The organism is Seonamhaeicola marinus, from assembly GCF_008085455.1.
The window spans coordinates 972604-988976 of the sequence record NZ_VSDQ01000679.1 but is presented as its reverse complement, the minus strand read 5'-3'; the positions used below and the strand labels follow the sequence as shown (position 1 = coordinate 988976).

Genomic DNA, 16373 nt, shown 5'->3' with positions numbered 1-16373 from the left:
AATTGAAATGATGATGAAAAAAATAAAAATCTTTTTAGCGTTAGCAGGACTTCTGATCGTTGGCTGCTCTGAAGAATACCTTGAAAAACAACCGCTTAATAAAATATCAAGTGCTGCTGTATTTGAAAATGCAGGGTATGCAAAAGCATTGTTATATGATATTTACAGCTACATGCCAAATGGCTGGGGCTGGGACTCAACAGGACATAAAGCTCGTGGGTACGGAAGACGTACCATGCTTGATTGTACTACAGATATAATGGTTAATAAAAGTGGATGGGTTGAAGGATGGAGATTTGTGAATTCTGGACCAAACCCAAATCAAGATTATGAATTTGGTAATTGGGAAGAAAATTACACAGCTATTTTTCAATGTAATACTTTAATCGAAGGTATATCACAATCATCTTTATCTGAAGATCCAGAAATGCAGTTAATTATAGCAGAGGCTCGTTTTCTCCGTGCTTTTTACCACTTTGATTTAGCTCGTAGATACGGCGCAGCACCTTTATTTACAGAAGTGCCAGATATTACAGATTCTGAAGCATTATTTAAGGCTAGAACACCTGCTAATGAACTATATGACTTTGTTGATTCTGAGTTTACTGCAATTGCAGAACTAATCCCCCTAGCTCAAGATATGAATGCTTCAGGTTCGGAGTGGGGTCGTGTTTGTAGAGAAGCTGTTTGGGGATTCCACGGACGTGTATTATTGCATGCAGAAAGATATGCTGAATCTGCGGCAATGTCTAAAAAAGTAATTGATGCTGTAAATGGTGGAACAAGTGACCGTGAATTAGCATCAGATTATGAAGCTTTATTTATTTCAAAAGGAAATAATAAAGAAGTTCTATTTGAAATATTATTTGATGGTGTGAACAAAGGAGGAACTATAGATAATTTCTCTCGCCCACCTAGTAATCGTGGATCTTGGGGTGGACAACATAATCCTACAGAAGACTTAGTTGCTTCTTACGAATTAACAAATGGTCTTCCTGCAACAGTAGCCAATGGTCATGACCCACATAATCCTTTTGTAAATAGAGACCCTAGATTAGAACAATCTATATTACACCATGGATCTACATTTTTTGGTCGTACTTATGATTTTGCATGGAACTTAGACACATCTGACAATACCTGGAAACCTGTACCAAACACAGATGCACCTCACGCACAAGGTTTAGCTACTGTTACAGGATACTATTTACGCAAATTTATGGATCCAGACCTCGCGGCTGTAGATTTTGGTCTATCATCACAGAGTTGGATTGTGCTTCGTTTAGGCGAAGTATATTTAAACTATGCCGAAGCGCAAAATGAAGCTGTCGGTCCAGATCAATCTGTTTATGACGCCATTAATGCTGTAAGACACCGTTCAAATATGCCTAGTCTGGAGGTTAATTATCCTGGTTTAGATAAAAATGGCATGTTTGGAAGAATAGAGCAAGAACGTAAAGTTGAACTAGCTTTTGAGGGGCATCGCTTTTGGGATCTTAGACGTTGGAGAAAAGGTGCAGAAGTACTAAACGGCACTGTACCTGCTAATCCTGGTAATCCTTTAGATGGAGGACATATGTCTTGTTCTTATCCCCTAAGACAGGCTGATGGTTCTATACGTTATGTTACACCTAGCACTATTAATGATGTTTTAGCTCCTGGGGAAAACTTACAACAACAGCCATACACAAATTTTAGAAGAACGCATGTCTGGAACGACCGTATGTACTTAATGCCTGTTCCGCAACGAGCAATAGATAGAAACCCAGAATTAGATCAAAACCCGGGATATTAAATCATATTTAAAAGTAAAACATTTGCTTAGGAGTAATTGTTTTAGTTAGTTTTAGTTAATTTAAATAATCCCCAATCTGGGCATAGTTGATTGGGGATTATTATTTTATGTCTTAAATTGTAAAAATAATAAGGTTAAGGTGACGGTAACAGATAACATTTCTATTAAAAACTCAGTGGTTTCTTTTTTGAGGCTTCTTTTATTGTGTCATTTCATCTTATGGCAAACGTTCTCTTTTTGTCAAAATAAAACATCATTTACAACCAGCCTAAACTTTAAAAATATTGGTACAAAAGATGGACTTTCTCAAAGATCTGTGGTTACAATAGCCCAAGACAATCAAGGCTTTTTGTGGTTCGGTACTAGGTATGGGCTAAACAAGTTTAATGGTTCAGAATTTCAAGTCTATAACTATAATTCTAACAATGAAAAAAGTCTAAGTCATAATAGGATTACCGCTTTAAAAGTTGATACCAAAGGGCAACTATGGATTGGAACAGAAAGCGGTCTAAATTTATATAATCCTAATGAAGACAACTTTGTTAGGCTTAAAATCTCAAATAAAGCCAATAAATACTACACTAAGAGTATTAGAGATATAGTACCTATAGATTCTACTGCTTTATGGATAGCTTCTAGTAATGGGCTTGACAAAATAAACCCTAAAACTGGCGAGCTTTTTAATATTAGCACTTACTTAAAAGGCCAGCTTGGTTCTAATGATGTAACATCCATTATACAAGGCGAAAACAGCACCTTATGGATATGTAACTCAGAAAATATTCAGGTGTTCGACATTAAAGCAAATACACTTAAAACCTATACTTACCCCAATAATTTTAGTCCAAACATTACTAAAAACTTTACCACAGAATTATATAAAGATCATGAAAACAATATTTGGTTGGGTTATAATGGCGGATTAGCATTTTTTAATAAGATTACAAAGGCTTTTGAAGACTATACACTTAATTCTAAAAAAGCCATAAAAAGTCCCGTAAGAAGTATTTATCAAGATAAAGACAATTTGTTTTGGATTGGAAGCTATGAAGGACTTCATGAACTAAATTTAGAACGCAAATCTATACGCAAATATGAACATAACGTTAATGACCCGCAGAGTTTAAGTCAGAATTCAGTATACAGTATAATAGAAGATGCTCGGGGAGATTTATGGGCGGGCACATGGGCTGGAGGCGTTAATTACATAGACAGAAACTCTAATAATTTCCGAACTTTCACAGTAGGTTCTAGCTCTAAACATTTAAACTATAAAGTAGTAAGCTCTATTGTTGAAGATGCTAATGAAAACCTATGGATTGGTACAGAAGGTGGTGGATTAAACTTCTATGATGCTCAAGAACAAACTTTCAAATTCTTCAAACAAAATTCCAACAACCCAAAAAGTCTTAACACCAACAATATTAAAACCATTGCGCTTAATCATGAAGGCAACTTGTGGATTGGAACTCACGGAGAAGGTTTAAGTCTATTTAAATTAAAAAATAACGTAAATAGGTTTACTTACTTTAAAAGTCTAAATAACATTTACGATAATAAGATTACCTCTTTGTTAGAGGATGATAATCATAATATATGGATTGGAACAAATAAAGGCGGTTTAAGTTTCTTTGATGTTGCATTAAAAAAGCTCTCTAAAATAAAAGACCCTAATGAAATATTGGGAGGCAATTCTATTTCGGTTATCACTAAATCTAACAATAAAAGTTACATTTATGTTGGTGGGCAAAACGGACTTGCCAAAATCAATATCAATGAACGCCAATTAAGAAAGATAAATTTTAAAAAAACGCCGGAAAATCTTCCATTTACAGTTAATAAGGTTATTAGTTTATTGGAAACAGATGAGCACACCCTCTGGATTGGCACTGAAGGCGATGGTTTATACAACTATGATTTAACAACTGGCTCTAGCACAAGCTATGGTATAAAAGATGGGTTACCAAATGAGGTTATTTACGGTATCTTATCCGATGATAAAAATAACATTTGGATAAGCACAAATAAAGGGATTAGCAGAATTAACACATCCACAAAAGAAGTTAAAAACTTTGATGAATCAGATGGTCTACAAGGTAACGAGTTTAATTACGGAGCCTACTTAAAAACAAAAAAGGGCAACCTTGTGTTTGGAGGAACTTCTGGGTTTACAATAATTAATCCAGACCATATTATTGAGAAAAATAGTTACATCCCTCCAATTGAAATAACTGCATTTAAAGTGCGTAACAAACCTTTTCTTAAAAGAGTAGATGCCTTAAATACCATTAATCTTGCACACAACCAGAACGACTTTAGTTTTGACTTTGTTGCACTTGGCTTTGCACATCCTAAAAAACATCAGTATTCTTATAAACTTGAGGGGTTTGATTCTGATTGGAACTATGTAGGCAACCAAAAAACAGCAACATATACCAATTTAAACCCAGGTGACTATGAGTTTTTGGTTAAGGCTTCAAACGGCTATGGTGTGTGGAGTGAATTACCTAAAAAAGTATACATTAACATAAAAACACCCTATTGGAAAACTTGGTGGGCTTATTTAGGTTATATCATAATATTATCTACTATAACCTTAACTATTAGGCGTTATTATTTATTAAGAGTTAAAGATAAAAGAGAGTTAAAGCAAGAAAGAGAAGACCGGGAAAAAGTAGAAGAAGTAAACCGTTTAAAGCTTCAACTCTTTACAAATATCTCTCATGATTTTAGAACACCTCTAACTCTTATTATTGGCCCCTTAAAACGTTTAATTGATAAAAATGAAGGCAATGGTCATTTACAAAATCAATTAACAGGCATGTACAGAAATGCCAATATTCTTTTGCAATTAATAAACCAGTTGCTAGATTTTAGAAAAAGTGAGGCAGGAAAATTAAAGCTATCAATAGGTAAAAGAGACATCATTTCTTTCTTGGAAAACATAAAACTCTCTTTTGATGAATTAGCTAATGAGCGCAATATAGATTATAATTTCATTTCAGATAAAACCTTTTTTGAGATGTGGTTTGATGAAATTGAAATGAAAAAAGTTATTTTGAATATACTATCTAACGCCTTTAAGTTTACACCTTCCGGTGGAAAAATAACTCTAGGTGTGGCTATTAAAAGCAACTCCGAAGAGTTAGAAATAATTATTGAAGACAACGGAAAAGGGATCAGAAAAGAAGATCTTCCAAATGTTTTTGACAGGTATTTTCAATTAGGGCAACATCATGAACTAAGATCTGGAACTGGTGTAGGGTTAGCGCTTGCCAAAGATATAGTTCTGCTGCATAAAGGGGAAGTTTTAGCTGAAAGCGAAAAAGGTAGCGGTACAAAGTTTACTATTCTACTTCCTACTGGTAAAAGTCATTTCAAAAAAGAACAATTTATTACAACTAACGAAGATTTAGATATTTCGGTGGTTCAGAACCCATCAATAGTAAACATTGGTTGGGTTAATGAGGAAGATGAAATTAAAGATATTACAATTGATAACAACCTTCCTTCAATATTACATGTTGAAGATAACAAAGAGGTAAGACAGTTTATTAGAGATATTTTTAGTGAAGCATACAACGTATTTGAAGCCGAAAATGGAGAAAGAGGTATCTCCATTGCTCAAACCAATACCATAGATCTTATTATCAGTGATGTGATGATGCCGAAAATGGACGGGCTTGAATTTTGTAATACCATTAAATCAAATCTAACCACTAGCCATATACCCGTATTATTGCTAACAGCAAGATCATCTACAAAAGCCCAAAGAAATGGTTTTAACAAAGGCGCTGATGTTTATGTTACTAAACCTTTTGATGCCGATTTGCTTAAAATGCAGGTTAAGAATCTATTGAATTCAAGAAAAACACTCATTGAAAAATTCAGAAAAAACATTCTCTTAGAACCCAAAGAATTAGAGTTAGAATCTCCCGATGAAGCTTTTCTTAAAAAAGTGATGACTATTGTAGAGGAGAATTTGTCTGAGTCTACTTTTATGGCTTCAACTCTAATAGAAAAAGTACATATGAGTCAATCTGTACTCTACAGAAAACTTAAAGCTTTAACCGGGCAGTCTATCTCAGAATTTATAAGAACCATTCGACTAAAAAGAGCCAGTCAACTTCTAGTTAAATCTAATATGGGCGTTGCAGAAATTGCCTATGAAGTAGGCTTCAATGACCTAAAATATTTTAGACGATGTTTTAAAAAGACTTTTGACGTCACACCTTCAGAATACAGAAAGAAAACATTTAATCAACCAGTAAACACCAACTAACACAAATTAATGTATAAAAAGTATAAATATTAATCTATTGAATTTCAACTAAAAGCGGATTACCCCCTTTATTACATGAAAAACACCCCCTAACTTAAAGGTGTTACGTTGATCTTTGAAATTCAAATCAAATAAATAAAAATGAAGTCATACCAACTATTTGCTTTAATAATTCTGTGCATTACCCTTTCATGCGCAAATAATGTCTCTGAAAATGAAAGTTTTTCAGCTAATGAACAATTCGAATCTGCCGAAAAACAACTTGCGCTTTTACTTAAAGATGCGGAAACTGCAAATAGAATTCCCAGAACTTTAAATAAGGAAGGTGATATGCATTGGACGAATCCAAATTTTGATTGGACCGAGGGTTTTTATCCAGGTAGTTGCTGGTATTTATTTGAGCAAACCAAAGACCAAAAATGGAAGGTTGCCGCAGAAAAGTTTCAAGCCCTTTTTGAAGACCATAAAAATTTAACGACAAATCATGATTTAGGTTTTGTATTTAATTGTTCTTATGGCAATGGCTATAGATTAACAAACAATGCAGCCTTTAAAGAGGTAATGATTACGGCTGCAGATTCTTTACTTACACGATTTAACACAAACGTTGGCTGTATTAAAAGTTGGGATGTTGATAGAGGGTGGCAAGCAGAGCGTGGTTGGAAATACCCTGTAATTATAGACAATATGATGAACTTAGAACTCCTTTTTAAAGTAAGTGAACTCACAGGAGAATCCAAGTATAAAGACGCCGCAATTACTCACGCTAATACCACTATAAAAAATCATTTTAGAGCAGATAATAGCTCGGTTCACGTTGTAGATTATGACCCAGAAACGGGAGACGTAAGAGGTAAATACACAGCTCAAGGTTATGCTGATGAAAGTTCATGGGCACGCGGACAGGCCTGGGGATTATATGGGTATACCGTTTGTTACCGGTTTACTAAAGACCCAATATATTTGCAACAAGCAGAAAAAATTGCGGAATACATTTTAAATTTTGAAGGCACTCCACAAGATGGTATTCCATATTGGGATTACCATGCGTCTAAAGTTCCAAATGAACCAAGAGATGTGTCTGCCGCAACAATTACCGTGTCTGCCCTTTTAGAATTAGACAAGTATTCTAAAGAAGACTATAAATCTTCTATTACCAAAATAATGACCTCATTAGCTTCTAATGCATATACCGCCAAATTAGGAGAGAATAAACATTTTATTTTAAAGCATAGCGTTGGTAGTATTCCTCATGGAAATGAAATTGACGTACCCTTAAACTATGCTGATTATTACTATTTAGAGGCTTTAGGCAGGTTTAAATCATCTCAAAATCAATAGTTATGAAACAACTGTGGATCCTGAGCTTATGTTCCGTTATGATATTAAGCTGTCAAGAAAAATCAACTAAAAACCTTAAAAAAACAGTTTGGGAGGATTTTGTAGAAGCTAAAAAGAATGGTACAACACCTATTCTACCAGACTTCTCATATTCAGGTTACAAGTACAGTGAAGTACCCTTACCAAAAGTTACCTATAAAGTATTTAATGTTAAAGATTTTGGAGCAATCCCAGACGATACTATTTCAGATAAAGATGCCATAAATAAAACTATTGAGGCTGCTAAAAAAAATGGTGAAGGCATAGTGTACTTCCCTAAGGGAAAATATTATATTAATTCTGGTAATGATGACAATAGCATTATTACTATTAACGCTTCTAAAATTGTATTTAGAGGAGAAGACCAATCTAACACTATTTTATTTTTCGATAGAGATTTACCTCCAGCCCATCCTAAAAAATTATGGACTTGCCCGTTTGCTATAAAAGTAACCACAAAAGAAAAGGATGAAGTAATCACTAAAATTACTGGAGATTCTAAACGTGAAACATTTGCTATTACTGTTAGCGATGCATCGCGAATAAAAAAAGGAGATTGGTTAATTATTGAAGTAAAAAACAACTGTAAAGATTTAATTGAATATGATATTGCCCCTCTTGAACCACCAAAAGAATGGACAGCTATTTTAAAAGATGGTGTTCAAGTGAATGAACGTCACCAGGTAGCCTCTGTTAAAGGGAATACCATAACACTAGCGTCTCCAATTCATTATGATATACAAGCCAAACACAATTGGGTTATAAAACGTTTTGCACATGTAGATCATGTAGGCTTTGAAAATTTAACCTTTCAAGGTAACTGGACCAAAGACTTTGTGCACCATCGTTCCGCTCAAGATGATGGTGGCTGGAGTATATTATCTATTAATAAAGCTGTAGACTCTTGGGTTAACAATTGTAGTTTCATTAATGTTAACAGAGTTCTTAGTTTTTCATCTTCGGCTTCATGTACTGCCTTAAATATTATTATAGATGGTAAGATTGGGCATGCTGCAGTGCATTCGGCAGGTTCTACGGGTGTTTTATTAGCCAAAATAAACGATAAAGCAGGAATGCATCATACCACAGGTGTAGGTGGAGGAAGTAACACAGGAACCGTTATTTGGCGTTCTAAACATCCTGCCCACACTTGTTTTGAGGCTCACGCTTCTCAACCAAGAACTACTTTATTTGACAATGTTGAGGGTGGCTTCTTTCAAGGACGCGCTGGAGGTGCAAGATTTAATCTACCAAACCACGGAAGACACCTTGTATTGTGGAACTATAAAGAAACTGATAGTGCAGAAACCAATTTTAGATTTATAGCCACAGAAACTTGGTGGTGGCGTATCGTTCCGCCTATAATTGTAGGGTTTCATGGCTCGGGAACAACATTTAAAGAAGATGAAGTTCAAATTCTTGAAAGCTTAGGTACACCTGTAAAGCCAGAATCTTTATTTGAAGAACAATTAAAATTGCGTTTAGGTAAACTCCCTAAATGGCTAGATGATATAAACGACTAAACCATGAAAAACACATTATACTTCTTGCTAATAGCTCTAACGGTATTTAGCTGTCAAAATAAAAAAACTGAAGTAAAACAAGCATCTAAAAAACCTAACGTTTTAATTATTTTCCCTGACCAATTAAGACGTTATAGTGCTGGTTTTTGGCACGAATCTCCGTATAAAGAATTAGCTCAAGGAAAAGCTGACCCTGTAGTTACACCTACCATAGACAAACTTGCTAAAAATGGTATTGTATTTACAAACGCCATTAGTAACTATCCATTGTGTAGCCCATATAGGGGTATGATGCTTTCTGGCAGATATCCAGAGCAAAATGGTATTTGGAACAACTGTAAAAAAGGAAGAAATGAAAGTTTGAGAGATGATATAAGCACAATTCCAGATCTGTTTTTCAAAGCAGGTTATAACACCTCTCTATTTGGGAAATGCCATTGGTTGAGAAACGACCCTTTGTTTGACGAAAATGGGAATTATGTAGGCAGTGAAGAGGCTCCTGGAGGGCATCGTATTAATGCATATGACACCTATATTCCTCCCGGAAAGTCTAGACATAGTATTGAATATTTTTATCAAGCTTTAAAGGATGAACACTTTAATCCTAGAGTTTATTCTAACGACCCAAGTGCTATTGAAGGGAAAAAGGATGGCGAATTGCACCTTCCCAAAATGTTTTCGGCTAAAAATGAGGCTGAAAAGATTATTGATTATCTAAAAAATGAACGTGGACAAAGAGATGCTTCTAAACCTTTTTGCATGATATGGGCAATGAATCCTCCTCATAACCCCTGGGATGATGAAAATACAGATATGGAGACTTTACACAAATATTATGATAAAGATAAATTCCCTGAAATTGATGAAAAGCTTGTAGTAAGGGAAAATGTAGATTTAGAAACTGCTAACTACGCAAGGCATTATTTTGCAAATATAACTAGTGTAGACATGTACATGGGCAAAGTTATTAATGAGCTGGAAAAAATGGGAGAATTGGATAATACCATTATCCTTTTTAGTTCAGACCACGGTGAAATGATGGGAAGCCATGCTAAAACGGGAAAAAATACTTTTGAAACAGAATCATTAGCCATTCCTTTTATTGCGCATTGGCCAAAAAATATATCAGCAAGTACAGAAGATGTTATTTTTAGTGTTCCTGATATTTTACCTACTGTTATGGGACTTGCAGGCCTTGGTGCTGACATTCCATCGGATATTGAAGGTACGGATTTTTCAAGCTTACTTCTTGCATCAGAAACAAAAGTAAAAAAGCCTGAAGCTGCTTTAATAATGCTTGGTAACTCCCGCGGTGTTCATACAGCAAAATACACCCTTTGTTTAAAAGAAAGCAAAAAGCCATGGGACAAACATGAGGTTAAGACTATTGATGAGGCCTACTTTTATGATAATATAGAAGACCCTTACCAAAAACATAAAATTAAACTGGAAGATAACCCCGAAGTTTCGGAAGCTTTATTACATCATTTAGCAAGATTACTTCAAAAAACAAATGATCCTTGGTATCAGCAGAAAAAACATAATGAGATAATCCCTTATTTATAAAAAAAAGCTGGAGATTACCTCCAGCTTTTTTTCATTCTATGCTCAAATTATTTAGTTCTTAATAATCTTAATGATTCTGGGTTGGTTAGTTATAATCTTAGCAAAATAAATTCCAGGTTCATTGTTCTCAATAGTCATATTAACTACTCCAGATTGAATAGTATAAACTCTTGACGATAGCATCTGTGAATGTATATTATAAACTTCAATTAATATATTTCCTTCATCAACAGGTAATACAAATTGAAAATCTCCAGTTGTCGGATTAGGGTAAGCCGTTATGTTCTTATAAAAGTCTATGGACTCTATTAATTTACCTTCACAATCTTTATCTGATATTACCTCAACAATATCCCCTTGATTCACAGGAACAGAAAACGAATAATCTGAAGTTTGAAGCACTAACTCATTATTTACAACGACATTAAATGGTGGTGTTCCTTGAGTAATATTTACTGTATAATTATCTTTATTTAAAATTGTTTTGCCACTAAGACCTTCAGTTTCCTTAATTTCAACTTCATAGCACTGACTTTCATTAGGTTCACTCTTCAGAGCAATGCATAAGGTGTAGTTTCCAGGAGCTAAATTTTCTATAGTTGTCTCTTTCGTAAATTCGGTATCATTACTGTTAAAAGTAACAACGTATTCTAATTCTACATCCGCAAGGATATTTACTTTTCCATTATCTGCATCCGGACAAGTCTCGGCATTTACTTTAATTCTAAACTGGGTATCGTAAATAGACCAATCTAATGGTTCCCCTGTATCCTCAATAGCGTTAACACCAGCAGTCCATCTTGTACCTCCTCTTTCATAAGCTCCAATATCTGGAGCAGTCCCCTTAAAAGATTTATTAAAGCCAGTAATAACTTGTCCTTGATCTACTAATGAACTTGAAGATTTAGGCATAAAATTTTGTGTGCTGGCATCTTCAAAAGGAGAATCAGAAAAAATAGGACTGTTTTGTATATCGAAATCAGTGGCCGTTTTCGTAAACCAATCTCCTGTATTTGCAAAACTATTATAAACCTTATTATTCTCTTGTGGACCATTTATGTCCCAAGAATCCATAGCTCGTTCCGCATTCCAAATGGTATTATGAAAGAAATCTAAATGCGTATTATTCCAATTTACCTGATATCCGCTCCAAGAAACATTCCAAACAACATTGTGATGCACGGTATAACCTTTACTATCATTATCTAAGTAAATCCCTGCTGCTTTACCTGGGTCACTTGGGTTATGAGAATAAGAAGGTGCAGTTGCATCATGAAACCAGTTATGGTGTATTTCATTATTTTTTAAATTATCATTCCCTACGGTATAAAACACTCCAGAATCACTATTTATTTTCTGAGAAGCAGACACATCATTATAAGCAATTTCACAATTCTGACCTGCCACATACATACCGTCTCTACCTGTATTAAAAATAGTATTCTTTACTATTTTAATATTGTCTCCACTCGTTCTAATTGGAGAGGCATGTATACCTACGTAATCGGTATTACTTATTGTATTACCTTCTAATATACAATCATCGGCAGCCCAACCAGCTATGAGTATTCCGCTTACAGAACTATGATTTATGGCACAGCCTTTTACTAATGTATTATCTCCTAAGATTTCTATTGAAGCCTCGCCAACTTGAGCAGAGGTATTTTTTAAAGAATCATGACCTTCACTACCATGTACGATTTTACAATTTAGTAACTGGTTATTATCAGCATTATTGTGGATTTTAACACTACCCCCAAAGAAGTTTATCCCTTCAATTTTAATATAGTCTCCTTGAATTTGTGCAGCGAACTTTCTTGTAGCATATTCAACGGTATTATCAGCTGGCATGCTGCCATCTGCTGTTTGGAAATACAGCACTTTTGCCGTATCATCATAATACCATTCTCTGGCATGATCTAAAGCCTCTAATTTATTAAACAGGAATAATTGCCCTCTATTGTTACCTGGATAATTACGCCATGTTTGCGGATTGTGTGTACTAAAAGGCCATCTAGAAGTATCTACAGATGTAAAATCTATTCGGGTTGATGAACTTGAAGTTATCTCCCTGGTCCAACTGGCTCCAGAATGTGCTCCTAAATAATACACTAGGCCTCCTGTCCAATCTATGTTTTGAATACCGCTAACAACAAAGTGACTTCCATCTCCATTTTCTACAGGATGACAATCTACAGTCCATCTGTTATTATCTGTATTATTAGGCCATCTTGCCAAGTCCATATATTCATTATTATGATAAACTGCTCTATATCTAGTTTTATATGTGACATCATTTGAGTCCATATCATCACCATCCTTCACCTGCATGTCCACACTTACCTTATAAATACTTCCGCTATGAACTTGCCAACCACTTAATTTTGCAGTGGCTCTAACTTCTACGACTTCACCATCTGCAGCCTTAAACGTTAAGTAATTACCTGCAGACCCGTTTTTGTTTATAACCAATTCTTCTTCATAAACACCTTCTCTAATAACACATGTATCTCCTGCCGACATTTCTGACACAACTTTGTTAAAGGTCTTGAAAGGACTTGCCATAGTACCTGCATTAGCGTCATCGCCATCCGTAGCAACATAATAGGTGTTCTGAGCAGAAAGAAATGCTGTTAAGGATAGAAAGAAAAGCAATAGTAAATCTTTTTTCATAGTGTAGTTGTTTTGAATTTTCAAAGTTACTTTAGAATACTATTTGTATAAAGTTCATATGTAAAACAAATCTTTGATATTGTATCACATATGGTCATTCTATACGATCTTAATCCTATACCGACTCTTTTTTTAGCTTAATTTGTTAAATTCACTTTAGTTTATTTTGCTTATTATTACCTAAGCATATTACTAGTTTTGATATCTATAGCCATAAATGATTGACTCGTACTTAAATATCTTTTCGCACTTTCAGGTTTTTGGTCTTTTAAATATTTCCTTACTTTTTATATTAATATTTGCATACTCAGACACAAAGCTACGCCTTTGGTATGGTGCTTTTGTTTTATCTATTGCTCTTGAAATTTTTAATACTAAGGGGCTTTTTTATCTTTACAACTACTCTCCCAACTTTACTCTTGTTTACTTACCTTGGATTGCTTTTGCGCCTATTGCCTTTTATAAACACACCATAATTTCTCTTAACCTAAACGCTTCATCATACAGAAAGACATTTAGACTTGCTACCTCAATATTCGTAATAATGCTAGCCTACTTTGTTATAAAGTCGTACTATGTCCTTTTAGGTGATTTAAGCATTAGAGAGCGTTTTTTTTCAACTCAGTATAATTATCCTAAAATTGAATATTGGATAAACAATAGTATTATTATAGCTTTTGATTGTTTTGGCCTATTAACCGCCTTTCATGTATTTAAAGTAAAATCTCTTAAATTTTCTAAAGATGGTTACGTGCTATTTTTTATGTTGTTGAGCATTACAATTGTTCATGTAGCCTCCTTTCTAGCTGATAGTATTCATGGCGCAGACAGTATTCTCTCAGCGCCCAACCATTTTTATTTAACAATTTTAACTATTGGCGGTATGATTATAGCTTACAGAAAAATTATGGGGCTTAATCAAAAACTTGAGAAGGAAAAAATTCATACTACAAACAGAATAGATAAAGAACAACTGATAATTTTAGAACAAAAACTAATTACTTCTATGGAGGATGATAAGTTGTTTAAAAACCAAAAACTCCAGTTAAAAGATTTAAGCAGGGCAATGAATACTTCAGAAAATTCAATTTCTGAAGTCTTTGCAAAACAACTGAACACCAATTATTACGATTTTATCAATGGCTACAGAGTACAAGAAGTCATTAGACTTATGAAATTAGAACGGTTTAATGACTACAAGCTTATTGCAATTGCCGAAGAAGCCGGATTTAATTCTAAAACTACCTTTAACACTGTTTTTAAAAAAACTACAGGATATACACCTTCACAATATAGAAAGGAACTGGCATTAAGCGTATAACACGTTCGTTTCAGCTTAGGCGAACTCATTTTATCTCTCCTGAACGCTTTAAAAAACCAATGCTAATAGTTTTGGCGCAAACCAAAATTGTTAGACATGCTTTTATCAAAACTAGACTTAATTATTTTATTTACTTACTTAATTGCAATTATGATTTATGGCCTTTGGATGTCCAGATCTAAAAACAAAAATGTTTCCGATTATTTTTTAGCAAGTAAATCTTTACCATGGTGGATAATAGGTGGTTCTCTAATAGCATCAAACATATCTGCCGAACAAATTTTAGGAACAAATGGTTCCGGATATGCCATAGGTTTGGCTATTGGCGGCTATGAATTAATGTCTGCTCTTACCCTTATTATTGTTGCTAAATTTATGCTCCCTGTTTTTCTGGATAAAGGCATTTTTTCTATTCCCCAATTTCTAGAAGAACGATTTGACAACCGTGTTAGAATCATCTTTAGTTTTATATTGGTCATTCTATACGTTTTCGTTAATATCTCATCTATTTTTTACTTAGGAGGACTTGCTATTTCAAATTTAACCGGTATTCCTATGTTGGCTGGTATTTTAGGATTAGTTATCTACTCTGCTAGTTTTTCAATATTTGGCGGTCTTAAAGCTGTTGTTTGGACAGATGTAATTCAGGCCGTTGTGCTTCTTATTGGAGGACTCATTGCAGCAGGAGTAGCTTTGGCGGCTTTAGGCGAAGGCAATGTTTTGAGCGGCATGGCTAATCTTTATGAGTCTATACCAGAACATTTTGATATGATTCTGGGCAAATCGCACCCTCACTATGCAAGTGTGCCAGGTATAAGTGTATTAGTTGGAGGTATGTGGATTGCAAATTTGTATTACTGGGGCGCTAATCAGTTCATTATTCAGCGCGCTTTAGCAGCAAAAAACATTAAAGAAGCACAAAAAGGAGTGGCTTCTGCGGCACTTTTAAAGTTATTAATACCATTAATTGCAGTAATTCCAGGTATGGCGGCTTTTGCACTGCAAGCAGATATCTCTACGCCAGATGAAGCATTTCCTTGGGTTTTAAGTGAATTGGTTCCTATTGGCATTAAAGGGCTTGTTTTTGCCGCTTTGGTTGCGGCTATTGGTAGTTCAATTAGCTCACTAGTTAACAGTGTTTCTACAATTTCAACCTTAGACCTCTATAAGCCTATTTTTAATAAGAACGCAAAAGAAAAACATTTGGTGAAAATTGGTAAAATCACGGCGGCGGGAGCACTTATAATTGGCATGCTTACAGCTCCCTTTTTAGCCATATTGGAGTTAGATCAAGCTTTTCAATTTATTCAAGAATTTTCTGGTTTTATAAGCCCAGGGATTTTTGTTACCATCATTTTTGGCCTTTTCTGGAAAGGCACCAGCGCTAAACCAGCACTTTGGGTAGCGCTTTTATGTGTTCCTTTATCTGTTGCTCTTTTTATTTTTACAGAACTTCCTTTCTTTTATAGAATGACTATTTCTTTTGTAATTCTCTCCATGTTAATTGTTATTTTATCCCATTTCGAAAAGACGAATTTTAATGATAACATTACTGAAATAAAATCTGGACTTCTTATAGCTGGGGTAATGCTATTAATTTCAATTCCTTTTTCGTTAAGAATACTAATTGGGGATATTAATTTACCTCAATGGATAGGAATAGTTGTTCTGTTTTCAAATACATCAATCTTATTTTACATATTTAAAAACAAGAAGGTAAATCCAAAAGCCATTAAAATTGATGCTCAATTATTTAGAACGGAACCCCATTTTAACATAATGTCCATTTTAGTTATAACAATTCTAGGCTGTATTTATTTATGTCTTGGATAA

8 protein-coding genes are annotated in these 16373 nt (G+C 34.4%); 7 read left to right on the top strand and 1 reads right to left on the bottom strand.

Annotated elements, in window-relative coordinates; all coding sequences use genetic code 11:
- Window positions 1-13 precede the first annotated feature (13 nt).
- From FUA24_RS15245 to FUA24_RS15225, 5 genes are all read left to right on the top strand, one after another.
- On the top strand, window positions 14-1795 hold the full coding sequence (locus FUA24_RS15245; protein ID WP_187388296.1) for a RagB/SusD family nutrient uptake outer membrane protein: 1782 nt from the start codon (window positions 14-16) through the stop codon (window positions 1793-1795).
- A gap of 139 nt (window positions 1796-1934) precedes the next feature.
- A complete protein-coding gene (locus FUA24_RS15240) occupies window positions 1935-6077 on the top strand; it encodes a hybrid sensor histidine kinase/response regulator transcription factor (RefSeq protein WP_148543829.1) in 4143 nt (1380 codons plus the stop codon).
- Between the two features lie 141 nt (window positions 6078-6218).
- Window positions 6219-7418 (top strand): glycoside hydrolase family 88 protein, encoded by a 1200-nt coding sequence (locus FUA24_RS15235; RefSeq protein ID WP_148543827.1) that lies wholly within the window; start codon window positions 6219-6221, stop codon window positions 7416-7418.
- Window positions 7419-7420: 2 nt separating this feature from the next.
- A complete protein-coding gene (locus FUA24_RS15230) occupies window positions 7421-8980 on the top strand; it encodes a DUF4955 domain-containing protein (RefSeq protein ID WP_148543825.1) in 1560 nt (519 codons plus the stop codon).
- Between the two features lie 3 nt (window positions 8981-8983).
- The gene (locus FUA24_RS15225; RefSeq protein WP_148543823.1) at window positions 8984-10546 is read left to right on the top strand and encodes a sulfatase family protein; all 1563 of its coding nucleotides are present in this window, start codon (window positions 8984-8986) and stop codon (window positions 10544-10546) included.
- 51 nt (window positions 10547-10597) lie between these two features.
- On the opposite strand, the gene FUA24_RS15220 is transcribed toward FUA24_RS15225, so the two are convergent.
- Window positions 10598-13219 (bottom strand): T9SS type A sorting domain-containing protein, encoded by a 2622-nt coding sequence (locus tag FUA24_RS15220; protein WP_148543821.1) that lies wholly within the window; start codon window positions 13217-13219, stop codon window positions 10598-10600.
- Between the two features lie 217 nt (window positions 13220-13436).
- On the opposite strand from FUA24_RS15220, the gene FUA24_RS15215 reads away from it, so the two are divergent.
- Together FUA24_RS15215 and FUA24_RS15210 are read left to right on the top strand one after the other, a co-directional pair.
- Window positions 13437-14540 (top strand): helix-turn-helix domain-containing protein, encoded by a 1104-nt coding sequence (locus tag FUA24_RS15215; RefSeq protein ID WP_148543819.1) that lies wholly within the window; start codon window positions 13437-13439, stop codon window positions 14538-14540.
- Window positions 14541-14636: 96 nt separating this feature from the next.
- Window positions 14637-16373 (top strand): sodium:solute symporter family transporter, encoded by a 1737-nt coding sequence (locus FUA24_RS15210; protein WP_148543817.1) that lies wholly within the window; start codon window positions 14637-14639, stop codon window positions 16371-16373.